This window comes from Streptomyces sp. XH2 (assembly GCF_049725035.1).
Classification (GTDB): Bacteria; Actinomycetota; Actinomycetes; order Streptomycetales; family Streptomycetaceae; genus Streptomyces; species Streptomyces roseoverticillatus.
This window is the reverse complement of the sequence record NZ_JBMMMZ010000006.1, coordinates 168,443-193,349: the sequence shown is the minus strand read 5'-3', so window position 1 is coordinate 193,349 and position 24,907 is coordinate 168,443. Positions and strand designations below refer to the sequence as shown.

The following is a 24,907-nucleotide window of genomic DNA, read 5'->3' as shown; positions in this document are numbered from 1 at the left end:
GTGCGGTCAGCGGACCCGGTACGGCTCGGCGCGGGCGGCGAGCAGCACGAGTCCGTGGCCGGGTGTGCCCTCCGCGCCCGGGCGTACGGATCCGCCGCCCGGGTCGAGGGCTCCGGCGAAGAACAGCGACTCGATCCTGGTGTGGTCGTGGAACCACTCCAGGTGGCGCAGGTTGGGCACGGCGGCCGCCGCGTGGGCGTGGACGTGCGGGGCGCAGTGCGCGGAGATCTGGATGCCGGCCGCCTCGGCGAGGGCGGCGGCGCGCAGCCAGACGGTGATGCCCCCGCAGCGGGTGGCGTCGGCCTGGAGGCAGTCGACGGCGCCGGCCTGCAGCATGCGGCCGAAGTAGGACAGGGTGTAGCCGTACTCGCCCGCGGCGACGTCGGGCAGGACCGTGTCGCGCAGCCGTGCCAGGCCGGTGAGGTCGTCGGAGGAGACGGGTTCCTCGAACCAGACGACGCCGTGGGCGTCGAGGTGCCGGGCCAGCCGTGCGGCCTGCTTGCCGGTGTAGGCGCCGTTGGCGTCGACGTAGAGCTCCGTACGGTCGCCGACGCTGCGGCGGGCGTGGGCGACGCGGTAGCGGTCCCGGTCCTCCGCAGTGCCCCGGGACTCCCCGATCTTGATCTTGACGCGGGGGATGCCGAGCTCCTCGGTCCAGTGCCGCAGCTGGCGGTCCTGGTGCGCGTCGTCGTAGGTGGTGAAGCCGCCGCTGCCGTAGACGGGCACGTCCGTGCGGCACGCGCCGAGCAGCCGTACGAGCGGCAGGCCGAGCAGCCGGGCCTTGAGGTCCCACAGGGCGATGTCGACGGCCGAGAGGGCGCCGGCGACGAGGCCCGGCCGGCCGGTGTTGCGCACGGCGCGGCTCATCGCCTCGTTGGCCGCCGGCACGTCGAGGGCGCGGCGGCCGGCGACGACGTCCGCGAGCTGACCGGTGATCACGTCGGCGGTGGCCGGGGAGCCGTAGGTCCAGCCGGTCCCGGTGGTGTCGCCGGAGTGCACCGAGGCGAGCACGAGGGTCGTGGAGTTCCAGGTCAGGGTGCCGTCCGCCTCGGGCGCGTCGGTGGGGACCGTGTAGACGGCCGCCGTCACGCCCTCGACGACCGGGCCGTCCGGGCCCGGGCCGCTCACCGCGGGGCTCCCGCGGGCGCGCGCAGACCGCTGCGCGCCCCGGCCGCCAGCCGGGCGGCGGCGCGGTCGACGAGCGCCATGATGGTCAGGGCCGGGTTGGCGCTGCCCTGGGTGGGCAGCACGCTGCCGTCGGTGACCAGCAGGTTGGGCACGGCGAAGGTGCGCAGGTCGGCGTCCACGACGCCGCTCTCGGGTCCCGCGGCCATCCGGCAGCCGCCGACGAGGTGCGCGTACCGGTTGATCGTGATCACCTCGGTGGCGCCGGCCGCGCGCAGGACGTCCTCCATGACGGTCCGCGCGGCGCGGATGAGCATGCGGTCGTTGTCGCACTGGCTGTACGAGAAGTGGGCGACGGGCAGGCCGTAGCGGTCCTTCTCCTGCGACAGGGTGACGCGGTTGTCCGGCAGGGGCAGCAGTTCGCACAGCGCGCCCAGCGTCGCCCAGTGCACGAAGTCGCGCATGTACGTGCGCAGGTCCTCGCCCCAGTGGCCCTGAGCCGACACGTGCTCCGCCCAGACGATGGGCAGCGGGGAGACCGTCTGCAGGGAGAAGCCGCGCTTGTACGGCTTGGCCGGGTCGGTCTCGTAGAAGTCCTCCGAGGACACTTCCGGGGGCGGCGCCTTGTACGCCCGGACCTCCTCGGTGAACCGGCCGGAGGTCTGCGGCGCGCCCTGCACCATGACGTACCGTCCGACGAGGTCGAAGTCGTTGCACAGCCCGTCGGGGAAGCGGCGGCACGCGGAGTTCAGCAGCAGCCGGGGCGTCTCCAGGGAGTAGCCGGCGACGGCGACCGCCCGGGCGCGCTGGAAGCGTTCCCGGCCCTCGCGCAGGTACCGGACGCCGGTGGCCAGGCGGCCCCGCGCGTCGAGCTCGATGCCCGTCACCATGCAGTCGGCGCGGATCTCCGCGCCGTGGGCCAGCGCGTCGGGCACGTGCGTGATGAGGGTGGACGCCTTGGCGTTGACCTTGCAGCCCTGGAGGCAGAAGCCGCGGTAGACGCAGTGCGGGCGGTTGCCGAAGCGGCCGTTGGTGATGGCGACCGGGCCCACGCGCGCCCCGATGCCCAGGGCGGCGGCGCCGCGCAGGAACACCTCGCCGTTGCCGCCGACGGGGTGCGGCGCGTGCGGGTACGGGTGCGGGTCGCCCCAGGGCCAGTACTGCCCGGCGACCGGCAGCTCCTGCTCGATCCGCGCGTAGGAGGCGCGCAGGTCCGCGTAGCGCAGCGGCCAGTCGGCGCCCACCCCGTCCTCCGTGAGCGTGGTGAAGTCGGAGGGGTGGAAGCGGGGCGCGTAGCCGGCGAAGTGCGTGGTCGAACCGCCCACGCCGCGACCGGAGTTGTTGGCGCCCAGCGGGACCGGGTCGGTGCCGGAGACGACGCGCGGCTCCGTCCAGTACAGGTGGTGCGAGCCGGCCTCGTCGCTGACCCAGTCGGTGTCCGGGTTCCAGAACGGGCCCGCCTCCAGGCAGACCACGGACCAGCCGTGGCGGGCCATGCGCTGGGTGAGGGTGGCACCGCCGGCGCCGCAGCCGATGACGACGAGGTCCACCTCGTCGTCGTCCTCGTGGCGGCGCATGCCCTCGACGAGGGCGCGGTCGAAACGCCGGTCGCTGCGGGGCAGGAGCCAGGCGGAGGCGTTGCGGTCGCGGATGCGGCCGGTGGGTGCTGTGGTGAGCCGCAGGGTGCCGGCCGCGGCGCGGGCTGCTGCCACGGGACCCCGGCGGGTGGTCTCTGCGGGTGCGGCCCGGTGGTCCGGTTGTGCCCACCCGTCCCGCCCTGCGGGACGCCTGCCCGCAACCTGCTCGGAATCCGTTACCGGGTCCACCGGGTGCTGGTCCCGGACCTCCCACGGCTCCCGTTGGCCCAGGCCCAGCCTCACGTATCCCCGCGGGTACGCCGGCCCCCCGAAACCGATCTCGTTCCAGGCCCACGGGTGGGAGTAGTAGGCCGTCGCGGTGTAGCGCGTCCACAGGCCCCACACGTGGCCGGCCGGCATGCCGTGCCAGCGTGCGGAGCCGGTGTCGCGCACGGCCTGGACGAGCGCTGCCTGCCGTTCGCGCGCGAGGCCGCCGAAGGGGGCGCCGTGCAGGGCGCGGGCGTCGTCGTCGAGGCCGGCGAGCGAGCGCCGCCACGCCTCGTCGTCCTCGGGCATGTCGGCGAACCGCCAGCCGTCGGTCTGCATCTCGGCGAGGCGGGCGTCGACCATCTGCAGGACCGGCACCCGGGGTTCGTCCCACTGCGCGAGGAGGTGGTCGAAGAGCGGGCGGGCCACGGCCTCCTCGTCCAGGGCGAAGAACCTCAGGCCGGGCTGGACGGCGGTGCGCGAGAGGACGACGCCGGAGGTCGCCGCGTCCCACGTGCCGGCCCGGGCGAGCACGTCGTACCCCGCGAACCGGGGGTTGTGCCGCCCGGGCGTCGTCATGTCACCGCTCCCTGCGCAGCAGGGCGGCCAGCAGGCCCATGCCGCCGACCATCGTCACCAGGAGCGGCGCGAACAGCGGCGGCCCCAGCTCGATGTTGCAGCGGGCCATCGCCCAGCCGCCGGGCTTCTGGGCGATGCCGCGGACGTGCAGGTACGTGCCCTGCAGGCCGTTCGCGGCGATGGCAGCCGAGGCCATCGGCAGGGCGGTCTTGGCCATCCGCTCGCTGGCGAACCCGGCCACGCCCGCGGCAGCGCCGACGGGCCCGAGCAGCACGGGCCACCACATGACGCGGTTGCCGAAGCTGGCGCGGTCGTGCTCCAGGTAGATCTCCGCCGCGGTGACGAGGGAGCCCGCCGCGGTCAGCAGGGACAGCGTGCGCTCGAACCTGCCGTGGCGGACGTTGCGCACCATGCGGTCCAGGACGTAGGGCGCCGGCCGGGCCCGTCCCCCGCGGCGCGGCAGCGGGCTCATCCGCCGTCACCCTCCCTGTGCCCGCGGCGCTTGTGGCCGCCGGGCAGCATGTCCTGCAGCTTCGCCTTGAGGCCCTGCCGGACGACGGCGGCGCGGTCGCTGTCGCCCTTGAGGACCGCGGCGGCCGCGGCCTCGATCTGGTCGAGGGTCGCGTGCGGCGGGATAGGCGGCACAGCCGGGTCGGTGCGGAAGTCGATGACGAAGGGCCGGTCGGCGGCGAGGGCCCGCTGCCAGGCGGCGACGACGCCGTCCGGCTCCTCCACGCGCACGCCGTCGAGCCCGATGGAGCGGGCGAAGTCGGCGTAGGGCACGTCGGGGATCGCCTGCGAGGGCAGGAACTGCGGGGCTCCCTCCATGGCGCGCATCTCCCACGTGACCTGGTTGAGGTCCTGGTTGTTGAGCACGGCCACCACCAGCCGCGGGTCCTGCCACTCCTTGTGGTACTTGGCGGCGGTGATGAGCTCGGCCATGCCGTTCATCTGCATCGCCCCGTCGCCCACGAGCGCGACGGCCGGCCGGTCGGGGTGGGCGAACTTGGCGCCGATGGCGTAGGGCACGCCGGGTCCCATCGTCGCCAGCGTGCCCGACAGCGAGCCGCGCATGGTGCCGCGCATCCGCAGGTGGCGCGCGTACCAGTTGGCGGCCGAACCGGAGTCGGCGGTCAGCATCGCGTTCTCGGGCAGCAGCGGGTCCAGGGCGTGGAAGACGTACTCGGGGTTGACGGGGTCGGCGGAGACCGCGGCGCGCCGCTCCATCACCTCCCACCAGCGGGCCGTGTTCTTCTCGATGCCGGCCCGCCAGTCGCCGTGCTCCTTGGGCTTCAGCTGCGGCAGGAGCCGCGTGAGGGTCTCCCGCGCGTCGCCCACGAGGTTGATCTCGAAGGGGTAGCGCAGGCCCACCATGAAGGGGTCGATGTCGATCTGCACCGCCCGCGCCTGCCCGAACTCCGGCAGGAACTGGGTGTACGGGAAGCTGGAGCCGACGACGACGAGCGTGTCGCAGTCGCGCATCAGCTCGTACGAGGGCCGGGTGCCCAGCAGGCCGATGGCCCCGGTCACGTACGGCAGGTCGTCGGGGAGCGCGTCCTTGCCCAGCAGCGCCTTGGCCACCCCGGCGCCGAGGACGTCGGCGAGCCGCTCGACCTCGGCGCGGGCTCCGCGGGCGCCCTGCCCGACGAGAACCGCCACCCGCTCCCCCGCGTTGATCAGCTCCGCGGCCCGGGTGATCTCGGTGTCCGCGGGCACGGGCGCGTAGGGGGCCACGCCGAGGCTGGAGGGGACCATCTTGAACGCGTGCCGCGGCGGCGCGTAGTCGAGCTCCTGCACGTCGGCGGGGATGATCAGCGCGGTGACGGTGCGGCGCGTGTACGCGGTGCGCATGGCCCGGTCGAGGACGTTCGGCAGCTGCTCGGGGACGGTCACCATCTCGCAGAAGTCGGAGGCGACGTCCTTGAACAGGCTCAGCAGGTCGACCTCCTGCTGGTACGAGCCGCCCATCGCGCTGCGGTTGGTCTGCCCGACGATCGCCACCACCGGCACGTGGTCGAGCTTGGCGTCGTAGAGCCCGTTGAGCAGGTGGATCGCGCCCGGCCCGGACGTCGCCGCGCACACGCCCACCCGGCCGGAGAACTTCGCGTAGCCCACGGCTTCGAAGGCGGACATCTCCTCGTGCCGCGACTGGATGAACCGCGGGTTGTCGTCCGCCCGGCCCCACGCGGCCAGCAGGCCGTTGATGCCGTCACCCGCGTAGGCGAACACCCGGTCGACGCCCCACTCGCGCAGGCGCTCCAGGAGGTGGTCGGACACCTTGGTGGACATGGGGGTCTCCCTCTCGCAGGGGCGTCGCGGTCGGCTCGCGGCGAAGCTGCGCGCTCCTCGCCACAGTGGTACGGGTGACCGGTCCCGGGCGCGGGAAACGCGGGGCACGCCGAATCCCTCGTGCGGATGTGCGGGGTCAGTCCTTCGGCCGGTACCGGCGCAGGGCCCAGCCGGGCAGCCCGAACCAGCACAGCACGAGCCACGCCACGATGCCCGCCACCAGCCAGGGGACGGCGGCGTTGTGCAGCGCGACGCGCAGGATCAGCAGCAGCGCCGAGGTGACGGTGCACAGCAGCAGGACGACCCCGGCCAGCGTCAGCCGGGCGGCCCACGCGACCGTCTGCGGCTTGATGCGGCGACCGCTGACGATCCGGTGGAAGGAGACCGGTCCGATCAGGGCGCCGGTGGTGGCCGCGCCCAGCAGCACGGTCACCACGTAGATGGTGCGGTCGGTGCTGCCGAGCGTGGCGAAGCGCGGGGTGAAGACCACGGTCAGCAGGAAACCGAAGAGGATCTGCACGCCCGTCTGGGTGACGCGCACCTCCTGCAGCAGCTCGCCCCAGCGCCGGTCCGCCCGCTCCTCGGGCGTCTCGTGACGGCCGCCACCGCCCTGCGCTCCGCTCGCCGCCATGCCGGTCCTCCGCATCGACTCCTGACCGGGGTACCCCTGCTCGGAGCGGACATGCACCTCTGCGGGAGCAGGGGCAGGGGACGCTTCGGCGCCCGGCTCAGACGGCGCCGGCGCGGCGGACCGTGATGTCGCCGGCCGAGGTGATGGCGTAGACCTCGGCCGTCTCGGCGGCTCCGCCCGGGCCGTCGGACGCCGTCAAGGAGTTGAGGACACTGCCGGCCTTGGTCCGTACGTCGAGTCGCGCCGCCGTGCCCTCGGCGATGCCGATCTCGATGCGGCCGCTCGACGTGCCCAGGACGATCTCGCCGCGGACGATCTCGCCGATCCGGATGTCGCCCGAGGCCGTCTTGGCCTCCAGCGCGGCGTGGGCCTTGCCGACGGTGACGGTGCCGTTGGCCGAGCGGACCCTCAGCTCCCCGGTGGCCTCGCCCACCCGGGTCTCGCCGTTGGCGTTCTTGATCACCGCCGAGCCGGCCAGGGCGCCGATCCGTACCGCGCCGGATCCGGTGGTGACGGCTGCCGTGCCGTCCATCCGGTCCGCGGTGATGTCGCCCAGCGAGGTGGTGAGGGTGGCGCGGCCGGTCTCCTCCAACCGGATGTCACCCGCCGACGTCTTGATCCGGCACTCGCCCAGCCGGCCGTAGCAGTGGAAGGCCGCCAGCTGCCCGGTGCCCTCGACGTCCGAGCCCGCCGGCAGGCCGATCGTCACGTCGACGGACCCGGACCTGCCGAAGACGCGTGGCTTGGGGCCCTTGACGAGCAGCCGGCCCGCGGCGAACTCGACCCGTGTGTCCTCGGCGGCCTTCGTGTCCACCTCGCTCCGCGGGTCGCTCGGGCGCACCTCGACGGCCGTGTCGGTGCGGTCGCCGGCGTCGAGGCGGACGTCGCCGATCGCCAGGTCGACGGAGACGGAGATCGGCTGCGGCGTCTCGAACGACGTCTCGAAAGCAGGCATGACTGCCCCTCCAGGTGAACCGGCCGGCCGTGCCCGCCGGCCGGATGCGTGGTGCTGCTGCGGTGCCGGGCGTCCGGCGCCGGGGACGGTCAGATGACCCAGCCGGTGTAGTGCTGGCCGCCGCGCGGGGCGCGCCGTTCGGGGCGGCGGGCGCGGTCGTCGTCGAGCATCGCGGACACCGACCGGACCAGCCAGGCGTTGACCGACAGCCCCTCCCGGCCCGCGGCCTCCTCGATCCGTGCCTTCAGGTGCTCGGGGGGCCGGAAGTTGATGCGCGACGTGGCGCCGTCCTCGGCGCCTGCCGGCGGCAGGGGCGCGGCGGGCAGCGGTGGCGGAACGGCGCCGGCGTGCGCGAAGTCGTCCCCGGCGCCGCCGGGGCCGTGCTCGGCGGGGGGAGGAGTGACGACGAAGCTGGGGTCGAGCCCCCGCAGGCGCACCTCCACCGAGCCGGGCGCCAGCTCACGGGTGATCTCGTCCGCGGCGGCCGACAGGGCGTCGAGCAGGACGAGCCGGACGGCGGAGGAGAGCGGTGTGACGAGCCGCTCGGCGAGCTCGCGTGCTTCCGCGTCTCCCGCCTCGGCCGCGACGAGGAGCTCCTGCCGCAGATTGTCGACATACCGCATCAGTTCCATGGCGCCATCCTCGCAGCGCCGTGGCGCCACGAGCAAATTTCCGGGCCCGCCTTGCCCGCCGGGCCACACCGGGCCGCGCGCGCAGGCCGGGCACGGGCCGCGCGCAAGCCCCTGCCCGCCGTATCGCCGGAACTCCTTGGCCGCCGCTGTGCCGCCGCATACGATGTCCCGGCGCGCAGTCCGAAGGTCTTCTGAGTCATTCCGGCCGCCCCGCGCGAGGCGGTGACGGCCGGCGCAAGGTGGGGGCTGATGACGACCGACCAGGGGGAAGCGGAGCGGTTCGTACGGCAGTTCGCCGACGAGTCCGGAACGGGCGACGACGCGCTCCGCGCACGGCTCGCCGCGATACGCCGGGAGATAGCGGAGACCGGCAGCTACCGCCACACCCCCGAGGAGCTCGCCTTCGGCGCCAAGGTCGCCTGGCGCAACTCCGCGCGCTGCATCGGCCGGCTGTACTGGCAGAGCCTGCGCGTGCGCGACCGCAGACACGTGACCGGCCCCGCGGACGTCGCCGCGGAGTGCTTCGCCCACTTGCGCGCGGCCACGAACGGCGGCCGCCTCAGGCCCGTCGTCACCGTCTTCCCGCAGGACGACGCCGAGGGCGCGCCCGTCCTCATCTGGAACGAGCAGCTCATCCGCTACGCCGGGTACCTGCGCTTCGAAGGCGGCTGCACCGGCGACCCCAGGGGGTTCGGCCTGACGGAGCTCGCGACCAAGCTGGGCTGGGAGGGCGCGGGCGGCCCGTTCGACGTCCTGCCCCTGGTCATCCAGACCCGGGAGCACGGCCTGCAGTGGTTCGGCGTCCCGCCGGAGGTCGTCCTCGAAGTCCCGCTCAGCCACCCCGCACTGCCCTGGTTCGCGGACCTCGGCCTGCGCTGGCACGCCGTCCCCGCCATCTCCCACATGCGGCTGCGCATCGGCGGCATCTCGTACTCCGCGGCCCCCTTCAACGGCTGGTACATGGGCACGGAGATAGGCGTGCGCAACCTCTGCGACTCCGACCGCTACGACATCCTGCCGGAGGTCGGCCGCAGGCTCGGCCTCGACACCTCCAGCGCGCGCACCCTGTGGCGCGACCAGGCCCTCGTCGAGGTCAACCGCGCGGTCCTGCACTCCTTCGACGCCGCGGGCGTCACGATCGCCGACCACCACACCGAGTCGGCGCGCTTCCTGCGCCACGTGGCCAGGGAGGAGACCGCGGGCCGGGCCTGCCCCGCCGACTGGTCGTGGATCGTCCCGCCCATGTCCGGCGGCCTCACCCCCGTCTACCACCGCTACTACGACGACCACCGCCCCCGCCCGGACTTCCACCTGGACGACGGCGCCCGCCTGCGCGCCCAGGGCGTGGCGGCGGAGGAACACCGGCCCGGCGGCCCGGAGTACGGAGAGGCGGGGCAGCCGGCCGGGTGGGCGTCGCGCACGGGTGCCGGGTGACGGGCCAACCACCCGTTCGGCCTCCGGAGGCCGCCCCGCCTGGAATGATCCGGAGCAGGCACAGGGGGGAGCGGGAAGCGTGCGCGTGACGCTGAGGCATCGGCTGCGGTACTGGTTCGACGCCACCATGGACCGCGGGACCCCCGCCCTCATCGGCTGGCTCGCCCTCGCCTCCCTCCTGCTGATCACCTCCACCACCGTCCTGGTGGTGCTGAGCACCGACGAGGAGACCGAGGCCAACGGCGGCTGGCCGGGCGTGGCCTGGATGAGCATGCTGCGCACCCTCGACCCGGGCACCATGGGCGGCGACACCGGCGGACCGGTCTTCCTGGGGCTGATGCTGACGGCGACCGTCGGCGGCATCTTCATCGTCAGCGCGCTCATCGGTGTCCTGACCACCGGCCTGGACACCCGCCTCCAGCAGCTCCGCAAGGGCCGCTCGCGCCTGGTCGAGCACGGGCACACGATCATCCTGGGCTGGTCCGAGCAGGTCTTCACGGTGGTCGACGAGCTGGTGGAGGCCAATCAGAGCAAGCGCCGCTCGTGCGTGGTGATCCTCGCCGACCGCGACAAGGTGGGCATGGAGGAGCAGATCCGCATGCGGGTCCCCGACACCGGCCGCACGCACGTCATCTGCCGGTCCGGCAACCCCCTCAAGCGGGCGGACCTCGAACTCGTGAGCCCGGACACCGCCAGGTCGGTCATGGTGCTGCCGCCGGGCGGGGCCGACGGCGACACCGGCGTCATCAAGACGCTGCTGCTGCTCAACAACCGGACCTGGCCCGGCCGCCGCCCCCACGTCGTCGCGGCCGTGCAGGACTCCGGCAACCTCTCGGTGGCCCGCCTGGCCGCGGGGGAGGCCGGCCTGGTCGTCGACGCCGAGGACTTCGCCGTGCGGCTCGTCGCCCAGTCGCACCGTCAGACCGGCCTCTCGGCGGTCTGCGACGAGCTCCTCAGCTTCGTCGGCAACGAGATCTACCTGCGGCCCGAGCCCTCCCTGACGGGCATGACGTACGGCGAGGCCCTGCACTGGTACGAGCTCGGCGTTCCCATCGGCGTGCGCCGGGCCGGCGGCCGGGTGCTCGTCAACCCGCCGATGGACACGGTGATCCAGGACGGGGACAGCATGGTCGTCGTCGCCGAGGACGACCTGCTCATCCGCCTCGCCGACACCACCGTCCCCGTCGTGCGCGCGGCCGTCGCCTGCCGGCCCGGGCCGCCGCCCGTCCCGGACCGGACGCTGCTCATCGGCTGGAACTCCCGCGGACCGAAGATCGTCAACCTGCTGGACCAGCTCGTCCGCCCGGGATCCGTCCTCGACATCGCCGCTCCGCGCCGGCCCGCGCACACACTGACCGTCCCCCGGGCGAACCTCACCGTGGGCCACCGGTCCTGCAGCCCCACCAGCCGGCGCTCGCTGGAGTCCCTCGGCCTGGGCGGCTACCAGCACATCGTCGTCCTCTCGGACGAGACGGTGCCGCCCGACCTCGCCGACGACCGCACCCTGGTCACCCTGCTCCACCTGCGCGACATCGAAGTCCGGCTCGGCGACCCGTACTCGATCGTCACGGAGATGAACGACGACTGCAACCGCGAGATCGCCCAGGTCACCAAGGCCGACGACTTCATCGTCAGCACCAAGCTCGTCTGCCTGCTGCTCACCCAGCTCGCCGAGAACCCGGACCTGTACGAGGTGCTGTCCGACCTCTTCGACCCCGCCGGCTCCGAGATCTACCTCAAGCCCGCCGCCCGCTACCTGCGGCCGGGCGCGGAGGCCAACTTCGCGACCGTCGTCGAGGCGGCCCGGCAGTGCGGCGAGACCGCCATCGGCTACCGGCTCGGCGCGCTCAGCGACAGGCCCCCGTTCTACGGCGTCTTCCTCAACCCGCCCCGGGCCGCGGCCCTCGCCCTCGGCGACCGGGACCACGTGGTCGTGCTCGCCGAGCAGTGACGGGCGGGGGGCCGGGCAGTGACGGGCGGGGACACGCGCCGTGCGGTGACGGCAATCTTCTGGCCACGCGCGCTCTCCTGAGGGATCTTGTACTGACACCACAGGAAACACCACAGGAACGGCAAGAGAGAGGACCCGACAACAGTGAGCTCGCCAACCACGGGGGACCCGGGCACCGGCACCGAGGGGTACAAACGGAGCCTGGGCTCCCGGCAGATGCAGATGATCGCCATCGGCGGCACCATCGGCACCGGCCTCTTCCTCGGCGCGGGCACCGCCATATCCCAGGCCGGCCCCAGCCTCATCATCTGGTACGCCGCCGCCGGCGCCGTGCTCTTCCTCGTCATGCGGGCCCTGGGCGAGTTGCTCACCCACCACCCCGTCTCGGGGAGCTTCGCCGACTACGCGCACCGGTTCCTCGGCCCGTTCTGGGGGTACGCGACCGCCTGGACGTACTGGATCATGTGGGTGACCACCGGCATGGCCGAGATCACCGCCGCCGGACAGTACGTCAACTACTGGTACCCCGGCTTCGACCAGTGGAAGACCGCACTGATCTCCCTGGTGGTGCTCGCCTGCGCCAACCTCATCTCGGTGAAGATCTTCGGCGAGCTGGAGTTCTGGTTCGCGATCATCAAGGTCACGGCCATCGTCGGCATGATCCTCATCGGCCTGGGCGTCCTCATCATCGGCTTCGGGGACGCCGGCGACACCGCGTCCGTCAGCCACCTCTGGGCCGACGGCGGCGTCGCCCCGCACGGCGTGTGGAACTCCCTGATGACCCTGCAGATCGTGCTCTTCGCCTACCTCGGCGTCGAGCTCGTCGGCGTCACCGCGGGCGAGACCAAGGACCCGGAGAAGAACATCCCGCGGGCCATCAACAGCCTGCCGCTGCGCTTCGGCCTGTTCTACCTCGGCGCCCTCTTCGTCATCCTGTCCGTCGTCAGCTGGCAGGAGTTCCACCCCGGCACGAGCCCGTTCGTCGCCGCCTTCACCAAGATCGGCATCCCCGCCGCGGCCGGCATCGTCAACTTCGTCGTCCTCACCTCGGCGCTGTCCTCCTGCAACGCCGGCGGCCTGTACGCCACGGCCCGCATGCTGCGCACCGCCGGGCGCAGCGGCCACGGGCCCGAGGCCCTCGGACGGCTCAGCAAGCGCGGCGTGCCCGCCACCGCGGTCGTCGTCTCGGCCCTGGTCATGGCCCTCGGCGTGCTGATCAACGCCATCGACCCGGAGCACGCGTTCGCGTACATCACGGCGGTCTCCACCGGCGGCGCGATCACCGTGTGGAGCATCATCCTCGTGACGCACCTGAAGTACCGCCGGGCCGTGGCCGTGGGCCTGGCACGGAAGTCCACGTACCGGATGCCGGGGGCCCCGTACACGAACTGGCTCGCGCTCGCGGCCTTCGCCTTCGTGACCCTGCTGATCGCCTGGGAGTCCGAGACCCGCATCGCCCTCTACGTGATCGCCATCTGGTTCGCGCTGCTCGGCGCCGGCTACCCCCTCGCACGCCGGCGCGCGGCCCGCACGCCCCTGGTGGCGGCCCCCGCCGACGACCCCGCAAACACCCCCCCCCACCGCGGCCCCGGCCGGGCCCCCCCTCCCGGGGGGGCCCCGCTTCCGCATGCCCGCCCGTCAGTTGCCGCCGAACGGCTCCCGCGAACGGCACCCGCGTGGCAGCATTTTCTGACCGGTCGGCGGTGACACACGCCGGCCCGAGGGGGGCTGAGCGACGTGCCGGAGCCTGTGAGACGGCCCTTGGGAACCGAGGGCATCGAGGCGCTGTTCCAGGAATGCCGCACTCAGGTGCAGGACGGGCGCGCGGCGGCGGGAGGGCGCGGGCTGCCCGTGGTGGTCCTCGTCGGGACCCGCGGCAGCGGGCGCACCACGGCGCTCGAATGGCTCGGCTTCCTCGGCTCGCACCGCCCCCACGCGCTCTACGACTTCGCGTCCGCGGGGCCGCGCCGCCCGCACGAGGTGGCGGGCCGCCTCGCCTACGGGCTCTCCCACCGCTTCGCCCGCCAGCCCGCCCTGCTCTTCCCCCGCCTCACCCTGGGCCTGCTCGTCGTCGACCCCGGCCTCTCGCTCGACGCCCACGACTCCCGCCGGGCCGGTCAGCAGCTGCGCCGCGCCCTCCACGACGCCCACGAGCACACCGTGGCGGCCGACCGGGCCGCCGAGGTCGCGGGCCTCCTGCAGGACCTCAACCTCCTGCAGATCCCCGGCATCGGCCTGCTGGCCGGGCTGATCCGCCGCCCGCCCCGCATGCCGCTCGGGATCGCCCGGCGCACCGGCTTCTCCTGGTACGCCGGCCCGCACACGCCGCTGCACGAGCTCGTCGCCCTCAACCAGCTGAGCAAGAGCGGCACCGACGCCGACCGGGCCGCCGTCGACCGGCGGCTGTGCGAGGCCTTCCTCGCCGACCTGCGCGGCGAGTTCGCGCGCCGGCGCCGCGACCGCAACTGCGTGGTCCTCCTCGACAACGTCGACGCCCCGGGCGGCCGCGGCTTCCTGGACCTGCTCGTGCAGCTGCGCGAGGCGAACGGCGCCCCCGACCCGCTGCTCGCCGTCGCCACCGCCTCCGACGCCGGCAAGGTCCCCGGCCCCTTCGCCCCCGGACCGGCCGGGGTGTGGATCCGCACGCCCGAGCAGGCCTCGTACGCCGACTGGGAGCAGTCCGTGCCCGACCCGCCGCCCGACTCCTCCTGGCGGTGGTACTGCGTCCAGCTGCGCGACCTGACCGCGGGCGAGGTCTCCCAGCTCGGCGCCGGCCTCGCCGACCGCCTGCCCGAGGCGCCCCCGCTGGTGCACCGGCTCACCCGCGGGCACGCCTGGAGCGCCCACCGGCTCCTGGAGGCGGCGGCGCACATCCCCGGCCGGGGCGACGCCCAGGAACTGCTGCGCGGCATCCTCTCCCTGCCCGTGCCGCCCACCGGCGACGACGCCGGGCCCGACCCCGGCCCGCTCGGCCGGGCCGTCCTGAACGACCTCCTGGAAGACCTGAGCGAGGAGCAGCGCACCGCCCTCGTCGAGTGCTCCGCCGCCCGCGAGTTCGACACCGCCTGCGACACCGACCTGCTGGACGCCTTCTCCCTGCGTACCCGCAACAGCCTGGCCCGCGAGACCGGCAACCGGCTCTGGCTGACCCCCGCCGTCCCCCAGGACGCCGGCGCGCGCGGCGGCCGCGGCTCCGGATACCTGCAGGACGCCCACCCGCACCCGCTGTCCGCGCACCCCGTCCTGCACCCGTGGCTGCGTCTGCTGCTCCTGCAGGAGCTGGCCCGCAGCAGCTCCCGCTGGGACGCGGTCCACGAGCTGCTGCAGGACTGGCACGCGCGCCACGGCCACCCCCTCGACGTCCTCTACCACGCGCTCGCCCGCGGCCGGCTCGACGACGTCGTCGGCCACCTCGCCCGCAGCCTGGCGGACCTGCCCGGCACCGACGCCTGGCTGTACGAGCTCTACGCCGTCACGGCCGCGCCCCTGCGCACCCCGGTCCTGCCCGAGCAGACGGCCACCCTGCGCGTGGACCGGCTCGCGGAGGAGCTGGCCCCCGCCTCCTTCGCCGCACCCGACCGCAGGCCCCTCACCATGCTGGTGACCGCCCTGTGGCTGGCGGGCGACCCGCGCAACCGGATGCCCGCCGCCCGGCCCGAACTCAACGACACGATCAGCTCGATGTTCCAGAGCCTGGCCATGCACTCCGACCCGCGCAGGGTGGGGCTCAGGCACGAGGCCGCGAAGTACGTCTGACCGCGCCGCAGCGCGCGACCGCCCTCCGGCAAGGAGCCCGCACCATGCCCCTGAACCGTCCCCGCCCACTCGACGAGCTGCCGCCCTGGTGGAAGGGCCGGCAGGGGATCGCCGCACTCGTCCTCGTCCTGGCCCTCCTCGCCGGAGGCGGCTTCTGGCTGCTGGGCGGGGGCGACGACGGGGAGGACCGCTGCGCCGAGGACGTCCCGGGCCTCGTCCTGGCCGGCTCCGGCGGCGACCGCGAGTGCATCGGCGTCATGAACGAGACCGCGTACGCCTTCGACCCCCGGCTGAAGGACGTCACCGAGAAGATCGCCGCCGAGAACCGGCGGGTGCGCGACCAGTGGGAGAAGCCCGCCGCCGGCCGGACGCCCGTCCCCTACGTCAAGGTGGCCCTCCTCACCCCGGTGACCGCGAGCGACAGCAGCGTGCTGCCCATCGAGGAGATCAGGAGCAGCCTCGAAGGGGCCTACACCGCGCAGTGCCGCGCCAACGCCTGCCCCGGGCTCTCCGCCGTGAACGCCACCGGCATCCACGGGCGGACGCCCCAGATCCAGCTGGTCCTCGCCAGCGAGGGCAGGAACCAGGTCCACTGGCGGCCGGTCGTCGAGCAGCTGGCCGGCATGACCGGCGGCGAGCACCCGCTCGTCGCCGTCGCCGGCATGGGCGTCAGCGTGCCCGAGACGCAAGCCGCCGCCGACGAGCTCGCCAAGCGCAAGATCCCGGCGATAGGCGCCGTCCTCACCGCGACCAACGTCAACTCCGAGCGCCTGTTCAAGGTCTCGCCGTCCAACACCGACTACGCCAAGGCACTGCGCCGGAGGCTGGACCGGCTGCCCGCCGAACAGCGCCGCGGCTACCTCGTCTTCGACAGCCGGGACGACAACTTCGTCCGGACCATGCGCCAGGCGTACGACGAGGTCTTCGCCGACTACATCGACAAGCGCCGCGTCTCCTTCGTGGGCACCACCGGCCCGCGCACCGAGGGCATGCCCAGCCTGTTCTTCAACGCCTTCAACAACATCTGCCTGACCAAGTCGGAGCTCGTCTTCTGGGCGGGCCGCGGCCGCGACCTCGCCGACCTCGTACGGTCGCTGTCCTCGCGCAACCAGTGCGGGCACGACAAGCCCATCACGATCGTCGTGGGCTCACAGGGCGCCGTGCAGCAAGCGAACGACGTGATGGGACTGCTCAAGGACAGCAGGATCACCATCCTGGAGGCGTCGGCGACCGACACCGAGCAGTGGATCAAGTCGAACGGGGCGCCGAGCGGATTCAAGCCCTTCCTGCAGAGCTTCCGCGACCTGAAGTTCCCCGACAAGGAGCTCTCCGACGGCTACGCCGTCATGCACCACGACGCCGTGCTGACCGCGGTGTGGGCGCTGCGCATGGTCACCGGGCAGACCGGCCGGGAGACGCCGGGCGTGCAGGACGTCTTCAACCAGCTGACCAACCTCCACGACGCCGCCGTGGTCCCCGCCGCCAGCGGGGACCTCAGCTTCGACGACGCCTCCGGCGGCTGGCCGCACAACAAACCGGTGCCCATCATCCAGGTGCCGGACGGCTCCGCGGATCCCGGGCCGCTGTACAGGACGTCGTAGCCCCGGCCCCGGAAGCGGCCGGGGTCAGTGCCCGAGCTTCCGCTTCAGCTCGGCCTTGTTCATGTGCGACCGGCCGTGGAGGTTGCGGCGCTGGGCCTCGGCGTACAGCTGGTCGTACGTCGGGCCCCCGGAGCCGCTGTGGGAGCGCTGACCGCCCCGCCGGGAGGAGGACATGTCCTGGGTCGAGGATTTGCTCGCCGTCTTCGACTCCCCGGAGCGGGCGCGCTCCTTGTTGACGGTGCGCGCGGCGATCTCCTTCGCGCGCTTGGTGCTCTCGCCGCGGTCTTGGGCGCTCTCCTTGATGTGTTCGTACTGCCGTTCACGCTTGGGACTGGAACCTCGAGGCATGATGTCCATCCTTAGGATGATTGTTTACGTTTTTCACCCTGCCCGCGGTGCCACGGCACCGCAACCGTGCGGGACCGGGACCGGGGCCGGCCCCGGTCACCACAGGGCCAGCAGCGAGACCAGCCCGATGCCGGCCACCGTCCAGGCCACGTAGTCGCCGACGTGCCCGGACTGCAGCCGGCGCAGCGGCGCGCTCCCGGGCACGGCCCGTGACCTGCGGCCCACGGACAGGGCGGCGAGCGCGACGGCGAGCCCGGCCGACAGCAGGCCCAGACCGGCGCCGGCCCACGTCCACCAGTCGTACGTCCCTGCCGGCCGCGCGGCGGGGTGGCCGTCGAGGACCGCCGCCGCGTAGCCGGCGTGGTCGGTGAAGGCCTCCGCGGCGGCGGTGACCGCGCCGGTGAGCCCGGGCACCGTGCCCACGGCCAGCGCCCCGGCCAGCAGCAGCGCCGCCACCGTCACCATCGGGACGGGCGGGCGGCGGACGCGGCGGCCGGTCTCGGGCTCCTCCTCCCCGCCCGCGGTCTGCGGACCCGCATCGTCCGCACGCCCCGCCTGCCCCGCACCCAGGAAGACACGCGCGGCGACCCGCAGCACCGCTCCGCCGGTCACCGCCGAGACGAGCACGAACAGCGCCGGCAACCAGGGGGACTGCTCCTCCACGAGCGCCTTGCCCAGGCTCGTGCCGAACGGCGGCAGCCCGGCGAGCGCCAGCCCGCCGGCGGCGAAGAGCAGGCCCGTGCCCGCCGTGTCGCGGCCCTTGCCGTGCAGCTCGCACTCGTCGACGCTGCCGTGCCGGTCCAGGAGGATGCCGGTGCAGGCGAAGAGGGCGGCCTTCGCCCCGGCGTGCCCGAGGACGTACAGCGCCGTGCCGGCGACGCCGTGCGGCGTCAGGAGGGCGATCCCGGTGAGGAACAGGCCGGTGTGCGCCACCGTGGAGAAGGCCAGCAGCCGTTTGACGTGCCGCTGCTGCCAGCACATCAGCGCACCCGCGAGCGCGCTCGCCACCCCCAGCACCAGGAGCGTGCGCCGGGCCCCGGCGGCCGGGACGCCGCCCGGCCCGGCGAAGACCGTCGTGTAGACGCGCGCGGCGCCGTAGCCGCCCATCTCCACCATCACGCCGGACAGCAGCATGCACACCGGCGTCGGCGCCACCGCGTGCGCGTCGGGCAGCCAGAAGTGGAAGGGCACGGCCGCGGCCTTGACCAGCAGCGCGGTCAGGATCAGCACGAACGCGGCGACGACCAGGGCGTCCCCGCCGCGCCCGGCCGCGCCGGCCTCCCCGTCCAGGGCCCGGCCCGCCTGCGCCATGCCGAGCTCGCCGGTGCGGGCGTACAGCAGGCCGATGCCGAGCAGGCCCGCGTAGCCGCCGAGGGAGTTGACGAAGCCGAAGACCAGCGCGCCCTGCACGGGGCGGGCCTCCTCGACGCGGTAGCCGGTCAGGGCGTAGCCGACGACGCCCATGAGCTCGAAGAACACGAACGCGTCGAAGAGGTCCCCGGTCAGCGCGAAGCCGCACATGCCCGCCTGGAAGAGCAGGACCAGGGCGGGGAAGGCGCCGCCGTGGCCGTGCGGCGGCTCGTCGAAGTAGTGCCAGGAGTAGGCGAGCACGGCGACGACGAGCAGCGAGGTGAGCGCGGCCATGCCCAGCCCGATCCGGTCGCCGACCAGCACGATCCCGACGCTGTGGCCGTCCCGCGGCCCCCAGGCCCCGAGCCAGGAGACCGCGGGCGGGCGGGTGAGGGCGACGGCGGCGAGCCCGGCGGAGGCCGCCGCGGCCAGCCCCGCGACGGCCTCCGCCACCGGTCGGGGCACGTGGCGGCCGCCCGCCACGAGCAGGGCCGCACCCAGCAGCGGCACCACGACGATCAGCGGGAGCAGCCGGCCCACCGCGGCTCAGCCCTTCAGCCCGGACAGCTCGTCCGGGTCGATGGTGCCGTGCCGTTTGGCCGTCTGGACGACGAGGGCGAGCAGCAGGGCAGTGACGGTGGCGCCCACGACCACGTCGGTGAGGGCGAGCGCCTGGACGACGGGGTCGACGACGGTCGCGCTCGTCGGCGCGTCGGAGAAGACGGGGGCGGTGGCGCCCTTCCGGTAGCCGACGGACAGCAGGAGCACGTACGTGGAGGACTGGGTGACGGCCAGGCAGCCGACGGCGTGGATCAGGTTGCGGCTGGTGGCGATGCCGTGAACGCCGGCGAGGAAGATCCACCCGGCGATCAGGTAAGGCAGCAGGCTCATGCGCCGCGGTCCTCCTCCCGCTCGCCCTCGATCTCCAGCGCCTGGGCGAGGAAGTGCGCCAGCAGGACGACGACGGCCGAGGTGACCTCGATCCCGACGGCGGCGTTCAGCAGCGGCACCGTCCCGCCCGAGGCGAGGGTGTTGAACGTGCCCAGGGGAAGGACGTTGGCCAGGTAGGCCGAGCCGGCGAGCAGCCCGGCCGCGCCGAGCAGCACGTAGGCCGCCTCGCCGGCGCCGTCGGCCAGTTCGTACAGCCCCAGCGGCCGGAAGCGCTCCAGGGCCGGGTAGTCGACGGCGATGTACAGCAGGTGCAGGGAGGTGGCGGCGACCACGCCGCCCTGGAAGCCGCCGCCCGGGCTGAGCTGGCCGTGCGCGATCACGTAGAGCCCGATGAGCAGGGTGACGGGCAGCATGAGGCGGCCGTAGCGGCGCAGCGCGGCCGGCACGCGGACCGGCTCCGGCGCCACGCGCTTCTCGTCGCGGGTCCGGCGCAGCAGCACGACGGTTCCGAGAACGCTGGCGAACAGGACGGTCTCCTCGCCGAGGGTGTCGAAGGCGCGCAGGTCGAAGTTGACCGAGGAGACGGTGTTCGCGGTCCGCTGCTGCAGCGCGGCGCGCACCGCCCGGTCACCGTAGGGGTGCCAGGAGCCGCCGAAGCCCGGCAGCCGCGTGCAGGCGGCCGCGTACAGCGCGGCCGTGGCGAGCAGCCCGGCGGCCAGCACCCACAGCCGTACGCGCCGCGTCACTTCGGACGCCCCTTGCGCTGCCGCACCTTGCGGACCGTCAGCAGGATCATCAGCGGGGTCACGGCCGAGCCCACGGCGAGCTGCGCGAGACCCACGTCCGGCGCCTGCAGGACGGTGAAGAGCACGGCGAGCGCGAGGCCGAGCAGCGAGAGCACGATCGCCTGCCGGGCCGGGTCGCGCTGCAGCACGGCCGCCGTGGCCGCGGCCGCCACGAGCACCAGGACGGCGACGACGAGCGCGTCATCCACGGCGCACCGCCCGCGAGGTGACGGTGCCTCCGGCGATCAGGAGCACGCCGATGAAGATCAGTTTGATCGTCGCGCGGCCGGGGCCGGTGGCGACGCACATGGGCACGACGGTCGCGGGCGCGCCGATCAGGACGGCGGGCGTCAGCAGGCGCGTCCCGGGCGGCCGCGCCTCCATCTCGTCGCCCAGGAGACGGGTGAAGACCAGCGTGCCGGCGGGCCCGAGCACGGCGATGACCAGGGCGAGGTCGACGTAGGACGGGCGTCCGTAGCCCTGGGCCAGCAGGAGGAAGACCAGGCACAACAGGAGCGTCGCCATGTTCTGGGCGACAACCCGCCGCCCGGCCGCCCCGCGCGCCGCGCCCCACAGGCAGGGCCCCAGACCGCCGGCGACGAGCGCGCAGGCTGCGGCCAGCCACCAGTTCACCGGGCCGCGGCCCGGCGGGCACCACGGGCTGCCCACGCCGCGAGCAGGGCCGCGCCCGCTCCGGCGGCGAGCTCCAGCGTGTCGGCCTGGCTGATCAGGACGGTCCACACCGCGGTGAGCCCGGCCCACCACGCGAGGACCTCCGCCACGGCCCCTACGATGCCGCGCGTCATCCGCTCCACCTCCGCCGCTCGCGGGAATGCCCCAGTATCGGCCTGCGGGCCCGGCGATCCGGCGGACCGGCCGGGCGCGTGTCGCGGGGCGTGTACCCCTGTTTTATGAAGATATTGCGACCTCCGGGCCGTCCTCCCCCGCGCCGTCCGCCGCCCGGTACGTGTCGCGGTACCAGCGCCCCCACGCATCGAGCTGGTCCGCGATGGCGTCCAGGCTCCGGCCGGCCTCGGTGAGCGCGTATTCGACGCGTGGCGGCACCTCGCGGTACACGGTGCGGGTGAGCAGCCCGTCCGCTTCCATCTCGCGGAGCTGGCGGGTGAGCATCCGCTGGGTGATCCGCGGGAGGGCGCGCCGCAGCTCGCCGAACCGCAGGGTGCCGCCCAGCAATTGTTTGAGGATGGCGAGTTTCCAGCGGCCGCCGAGGACTTCCATGGCGGTCTCGATCGCGCAGTAATCCGGCGTCTGCTGCTCCTTGCCGTCCCGCACGGAGTTCACCCCCAAGGTCGGTGTCCGGAGCCGGCGTACGGATCCGGAGCCGGTATACAGAGTGGTACTACGGCACTTTTCTGACCGTACTTGTCCGTGCCGTCGGTAGCCACCCATAGTGCAGGTATGCCTGCTGGGATGTCCGCCGGGACGCCGAAGAGCGAGACGCCGGTCCGCGCAACGCCCGCCTCGGAGAAGCCGCCTGTCACGCGGGGGAACCGCTGGGCGGTCCTGGCGGTGCTGTGCGCCGGCCTGCTGCTGTGCGGCATCGACCTGACCGTCCTGCACGTCGCGGTGCCGAGCATGAGCCGGGAACTCCGCCCGGGTGGTGCGCAGTTGCTCTGGATCGTCGACGTCTACTCCCTGACCCTGGCTTCCCTGCTGGTCACGTGCGGGACACTGGGCGACCGCATCGGCCGCAAGCGGATGGTACTCGGCGGTTTCGCGGTGTTCGGGCTGGCGTCGGCGGCCGCCGCGTTCTCCGCGTCGGCCGGGCAGCTGATCGCCGCTCGGGCCGTCCTGGGCGCCGGCGCGGCCATGATCATGGCGTCGACCGTGGCCGTCATCCGGGTCGTCTTCACCGACGACCGCGAGCGCAGCGTCGCCGTCGGCGTCTGGACCGCCGCGCACAGCGCCGGCGCGACGGTCGGGCCGCTGCTGGGCGGCCTGGTGACGGAGCGCTGGGGCTGGGGCGCCGTCTTCCTCGTCAACGTGCCGGTCGTGCTCGTGATGCTGGCCGCCGGGGCGCGGGTGATCCCCGAGTCGAGGAACCCCGTGCCGCGGCGCCGGGACCTGCCCGGCGTCGCCCTGTCCATCGCCGGTCTCGGCGGGGTCGTCTATGCGCTCAAGAGGGCGGGCGAGCACCTGGGCACGGACCTTCCGGTGCTCTGCGCCGGGCTCGGCGGTGCGCTCCTCCTCGCCGTGTTCGTCCGGCGGCAGCGGCGGCTCGCCGAACCCCTCCTGGACGTCTCCCTGTTCGCCGACCGCCGGTTCTCGACGGCCACGGTCTGCGTGATGACCTGTTTCGGCGGCTACGTCGCCCTGCTGTTCTTCCTCACGCAGTGGCTGCAGCAGACCGGCGGCTTCTCCCCGCTGCGGGCGGGGCTCGCGCTGATGCCGCTGGCCGCGGCCAACGCGGCCGGGGCGGCGACAGCCCCGTGGCTGTCGGCTCGGTGGGGCGGCCGCCGGCCCCTCGCGGGGTCGCTCGCCGCCTTCGCGGCCGCGCTCGCGGTCCTGGCCGTGGCCGGGGACACGGGGCGGTACGGCTCGCTGGCCGGTCCGATGCTGGTGGCCGGGTACGGGGCGGGCGTGGTCATGACGCTGGGCGCCGACTCCCTCATGGCCGCGGCCCGTCCGGAGCGCGCCGGCGAGGCGGCCGCGATCCAGGAGACGTCCTTCGAGCTCGGCGCCGGCCTGGGGGTGGCCGTGCTGGGGACGGTGCTCACGGCGGTCTACCGCGAGGCCCTGCCCGCGTTCCCCGGCCTGTCCTCCGGCCGCCGCGCCGCCGTGGAGCAGTCGTTCGGCGGTGCCGCGGACGTGAGCGACGAGCTCGGCGCGTCCGCGGCCCGCACGGTGATGGACGCCGCGCGGCGGGCCTATGACCAGGGCTTCGCCGCGGTCGCCGCGGTCGCGGCCGCGGGCCTCGCGCTCACCGCCGTCCTGGTGGCGCTGATGCTGCGTCCGCGCCGCGGCGGCACCGGCTAGCCCGGCGCGGCCGCCGCCGGCGCGTACGCTCCGCTGGTAGGGCCCCGTCAGGGTGGGCGCCGGCGAGCGCCGCGGCGGCTCGCGGCCGCTGAGGAGACCGGATGCGACAGGTTCTGGAACGCGTTCTGCAACGCGCCGCCGACCGGCTCTTCCCGGACGGCACGAACGCGCACGGCGCCCTGCCGGCCGTGCTCGTCGTGCTGACGCTGGCCACGGGCATCGTGGACGCGGTCAGCTTCCTCGGCCTGCACCACGTCTTCGTGGCCAACATGACCGGCAACGTCGTCTTCCTGGGGTTCTCCCTGGCGGGCGGCGGGGAACCGTCCGTCCGCGCCTCCCTGCTCGCCCTCGGCGCCTTCTCGGCCGGGGCCTGGGCAGCCGGCAGGCTCGGCCGGCGCGTGCCGCACCGGGCGAGGCTGTTCGCCGCCCTCACGGCCGTCCACGCGGGGCTCGTCGCGGCCGCCCTGGCGGTCGCCCTGACGGCCGGGCACCGGACGGCCGCGGCGCAGACGGCCCTCATCGCGCTCCTCGGCTGCGGAATGGGGCTGCAGAACGCGGCCGTCCGCGCGCTCGCCGTCCCGGACCTGACGACCACCGTGCTCACGCGCACCCTGACCGGCCTCGCCGCCGACGCCCCCGGGCCGGCGACGGTACGCCGCCTGGCCTCCCTGACGGCCATGTTCACCGGCGCCCTGTGCGGAGGCGCGCTCTTCCTGCGCGAGGGCGTGGCACCGGCACTGGCCCCGGCGCTCGTGCTGGTCCTGTTCACGGCCGCCGCAGCGCCCGTACGGGGCGGGGGCCGGTGACCGGGTCACCCGTGGATCGTCGGGTTCCGGCCGCTGACGCAAACGGCTCCTTGACGCGTGTCCCGCGCCGGTAAATGGTGTGTGATCGCCGCGTTCGCAGAGAGAGCCCCGCAGGTCAGCGAGGGTTCTCGCGCCTCCCGCACATCATTTACGAGGAGCCGCCTTGTCCGGCGAGCAGCAATTACCGAAGGTCTACTCCGACCGCGCGTACGTTCACACCACCACCGTGCGGCACCAGGGCACCACGGTGGCCCTGGCCATGGACGACCAGCGGCGCCTCGTCTACACCGTCCTCGCTCTGGCGCGGCACGACGAGAGCAAGGGCGAGCTCGACGCCGCCTACTGGTCGGAGAACCCCCTTCCGCTCCATTTCCCGTCCGAGATCGCGGACGTGGGCTTCGCGGCCGTCGGCGCCACCGCGCTGCCGGCCGTCAAGCGCGGCGGCAGGGTGAAGGCCGCGCCCGGGGAGCGGCTGGACGACGACGAGGTGGACCCGTTCCTGTCCACCACGGCCCGGCTCACCGCCCTCGCCCCCTTTCACGCGCTGTCCGACGGCACCCACATCGTGGTGCTGCGCCAGTCGGTGGACGCGGCGCACCCCGACGCCGTCCACAAGCTGGCCGGAGGCGCCTCCTCCGGCGATCCGGCCCGTACGGACTACGCCAAGGACGCCGCCGGGGCCAAGGTGCCCCTCGTCGCCGTCACGCTGCTGTGCGACCGATTCCTGCTCGTCGGCGGCGAGCTCAAGCCCGTCCTGGAGGCCCGTTACCGCCGCAGCCGGCACCGGACGCGGCCCGACTCGGCCAAGGACAGCCGGGGCACCACGGACATGGAGGGCCGCCCCTTCCACGAGCCCACCAAGGAGCTGTCGTTCGTACGGCACCTCTCCGGCGGGCGCTTCACCGCCCTGCTCGTCCCCACGGCCGTCCACGG

The 24,907-nt window shown here is 74.0% G+C and carries 22 protein-coding genes; 7 read left to right on the top strand and 15 right to left on the bottom strand.

All coding sequences use genetic code 11. The annotated features are described in order from the left end of the window. Positions 1 to 6: 6 nt before the first annotated feature. The 7 genes from ACOTKD_RS14155 to ACOTKD_RS14125 form a co-directional block, all read right to left on the bottom strand. A complete protein-coding gene (locus ACOTKD_RS14155; RefSeq protein WP_424889276.1) occupies positions 7 to 1,128 on the bottom strand; it encodes an enolase C-terminal domain-like protein in 1,122 nt (373 codons plus the stop codon). Next, entirely contained in the window at positions 1,125 to 3,548 is a 2,424-nt protein-coding gene (locus ACOTKD_RS14150) for a GMC family oxidoreductase (RefSeq protein WP_424889275.1), read from the bottom strand. Before ACOTKD_RS14150 ends, ACOTKD_RS14155 begins: the two co-directional genes overlap by 4 nt. Position 3,549: 1 nt before the next feature. Beyond that, positions 3,550 to 4,020: a hypothetical protein gene (locus ACOTKD_RS14145; protein WP_424889274.1), complete on the bottom strand. Its 471-nt coding sequence runs from the start codon at positions 4,018 to 4,020 to the stop codon at positions 3,550 to 3,552. After that, positions 4,017 to 5,837 carry a thiamine pyrophosphate-requiring protein gene (locus ACOTKD_RS14140; RefSeq protein WP_424889273.1) on the bottom strand — a complete coding sequence of 607 codons (1,821 nt, stop codon included), beginning with the start codon at positions 5,835 to 5,837 and terminating at the stop codon, positions 4,017 to 4,019. Before ACOTKD_RS14140 ends, ACOTKD_RS14145 begins: the two co-directional genes overlap by 4 nt. A 136-nt stretch (positions 5,838 to 5,973) precedes the next feature. Next, positions 5,974 to 6,468 carry a DUF6328 family protein gene (locus ACOTKD_RS14135; RefSeq protein ID WP_424889272.1) on the bottom strand — a complete coding sequence of 165 codons (495 nt, stop codon included), beginning with the start codon at positions 6,466 to 6,468 and terminating at the stop codon, positions 5,974 to 5,976. A gap of 97 nt (positions 6,469 to 6,565) precedes the next feature. Beyond that, entirely contained in the window at positions 6,566 to 7,423 is an 858-nt protein-coding gene (locus tag ACOTKD_RS14130) for a DUF4097 family beta strand repeat-containing protein (RefSeq protein ID WP_424889271.1), read from the bottom strand. Positions 7,424 to 7,512: 89 nt separating this feature from the next. After that, positions 7,513 to 8,055 carry a hypothetical protein gene (locus tag ACOTKD_RS14125; RefSeq protein WP_424889270.1) on the bottom strand — a complete coding sequence of 181 codons (543 nt, stop codon included), beginning with the start codon at positions 8,053 to 8,055 and terminating at the stop codon, positions 7,513 to 7,515. Between the two features lie 249 nt (positions 8,056 to 8,304). Between ACOTKD_RS14125 and ACOTKD_RS14120 the strand changes: the two genes are divergently transcribed. The 5 genes from ACOTKD_RS14120 to ACOTKD_RS14100 all read left to right on the top strand — a co-directional run bounded on the left by ACOTKD_RS14120 (position 8,305) and on the right by ACOTKD_RS14100 (position 16,797). Continuing rightward, complete coding sequence (locus tag ACOTKD_RS14120; protein ID WP_424889269.1) at positions 8,305 to 9,489, top strand: nitric oxide synthase oxygenase; 1,185 nt, start codon at positions 8,305 to 8,307, stop codon at positions 9,487 to 9,489. An 85-nt stretch (positions 9,490 to 9,574) separates the two neighbouring features. Then, on the top strand, positions 9,575 to 11,440 hold the full coding sequence (locus ACOTKD_RS14115) for a CASTOR/POLLUX-related putative ion channel (protein WP_424889268.1): 1,866 nt from the start codon (positions 9,575 to 9,577) through the stop codon (positions 11,438 to 11,440). 144 nt (positions 11,441 to 11,584) lie between these two features. Continuing rightward, positions 11,585 to 13,147: an amino acid permease gene (locus ACOTKD_RS14110; protein ID WP_424889267.1), complete on the top strand. Its 1,563-nt coding sequence runs from the start codon at positions 11,585 to 11,587 to the stop codon at positions 13,145 to 13,147. Between the two features lie 30 nt (positions 13,148 to 13,177). Beyond that, complete coding sequence (locus tag ACOTKD_RS14105; RefSeq protein WP_424889266.1) at positions 13,178 to 15,196, top strand: hypothetical protein; 2,019 nt, start codon at positions 13,178 to 13,180, stop codon at positions 15,194 to 15,196. A 44-nt stretch (positions 15,197 to 15,240) separates the two neighbouring features. Then, positions 15,241 to 16,797, top strand: a complete 1,557-nt coding sequence (locus tag ACOTKD_RS14100; protein WP_424889265.1) for a hypothetical protein — start codon at positions 15,241 to 15,243, stop codon at positions 16,795 to 16,797. 24 nt (positions 16,798 to 16,821) lie between these two features. On the opposite strand, the gene ACOTKD_RS14095 is transcribed toward ACOTKD_RS14100, so the two are convergent. The 8 genes from ACOTKD_RS14095 to ACOTKD_RS14060 form a co-directional block, all read right to left on the bottom strand. After that, positions 16,822 to 17,145, bottom strand: a complete 324-nt coding sequence (locus tag ACOTKD_RS14095) for a plasmid stabilization protein (RefSeq protein ID WP_424889264.1) — start codon at positions 17,143 to 17,145, stop codon at positions 16,822 to 16,824. A 96-nt stretch (positions 17,146 to 17,241) separates the two neighbouring features. Next, complete coding sequence (locus tag ACOTKD_RS14090) at positions 17,242 to 19,035, bottom strand: complex I subunit 5 family protein (protein WP_424889263.1); 1,794 nt, start codon at positions 19,033 to 19,035, stop codon at positions 17,242 to 17,244. A gap of 6 nt (positions 19,036 to 19,041) precedes the next feature. Continuing rightward, a complete protein-coding gene (locus tag ACOTKD_RS14085) occupies positions 19,042 to 19,386 on the bottom strand; it encodes a sodium:proton antiporter (protein WP_359098919.1) in 345 nt (114 codons plus the stop codon). Next, positions 19,383 to 20,132, bottom strand: coding sequence for a hydrogen gas-evolving membrane-bound hydrogenase subunit E (gene mbhE / locus ACOTKD_RS14080; protein WP_424889262.1), 750 nt, complete (start codon positions 20,130 to 20,132; stop codon positions 19,383 to 19,385). Before mbhE ends, ACOTKD_RS14085 begins: the two co-directional genes overlap by 4 nt. Continuing rightward, entirely contained in the window at positions 20,129 to 20,380 is a 252-nt protein-coding gene (locus tag ACOTKD_RS14075; RefSeq protein ID WP_030365527.1) for a Na(+)/H(+) antiporter subunit B, read from the bottom strand. Before ACOTKD_RS14075 ends, mbhE begins: the two co-directional genes overlap by 4 nt. Next, positions 20,373 to 20,840, bottom strand: coding sequence for an MrpF/PhaF family protein (locus ACOTKD_RS14070; protein ID WP_424889261.1), 468 nt, complete (start codon positions 20,838 to 20,840; stop codon positions 20,373 to 20,375). Before ACOTKD_RS14070 ends, ACOTKD_RS14075 begins: the two co-directional genes overlap by 8 nt. Then, complete coding sequence (locus ACOTKD_RS14065; RefSeq protein ID WP_424889260.1) at positions 20,801 to 20,977, bottom strand: hypothetical protein; 177 nt, start codon at positions 20,975 to 20,977, stop codon at positions 20,801 to 20,803. Before ACOTKD_RS14065 ends, ACOTKD_RS14070 begins: the two co-directional genes overlap by 40 nt. A 103-nt stretch (positions 20,978 to 21,080) precedes the next feature. After that, a complete protein-coding gene (locus ACOTKD_RS14060) occupies positions 21,081 to 21,473 on the bottom strand; it encodes a winged helix-turn-helix transcriptional regulator (RefSeq protein WP_424889259.1) in 393 nt (130 codons plus the stop codon). Positions 21,474 to 21,590: 117 nt separating this feature from the next. Between ACOTKD_RS14060 and ACOTKD_RS14055 the strand changes: the two genes are divergently transcribed. Continuing rightward, the gene (locus ACOTKD_RS14055; RefSeq protein WP_424889258.1) at positions 21,591 to 23,168 is read left to right on the top strand and encodes an MFS transporter; all 1,578 of its coding nucleotides are present in this window, start codon (positions 21,591 to 21,593) and stop codon (positions 23,166 to 23,168) included. A 101-nt stretch (positions 23,169 to 23,269) separates the two neighbouring features. Further along, positions 23,270 to 23,974, top strand: coding sequence for a YoaK family protein (locus ACOTKD_RS14050; RefSeq protein WP_424889257.1), 705 nt, complete (start codon positions 23,270 to 23,272; stop codon positions 23,972 to 23,974). The last annotated feature ends 933 nt before the right edge of the window (positions 23,975 to 24,907 follow it).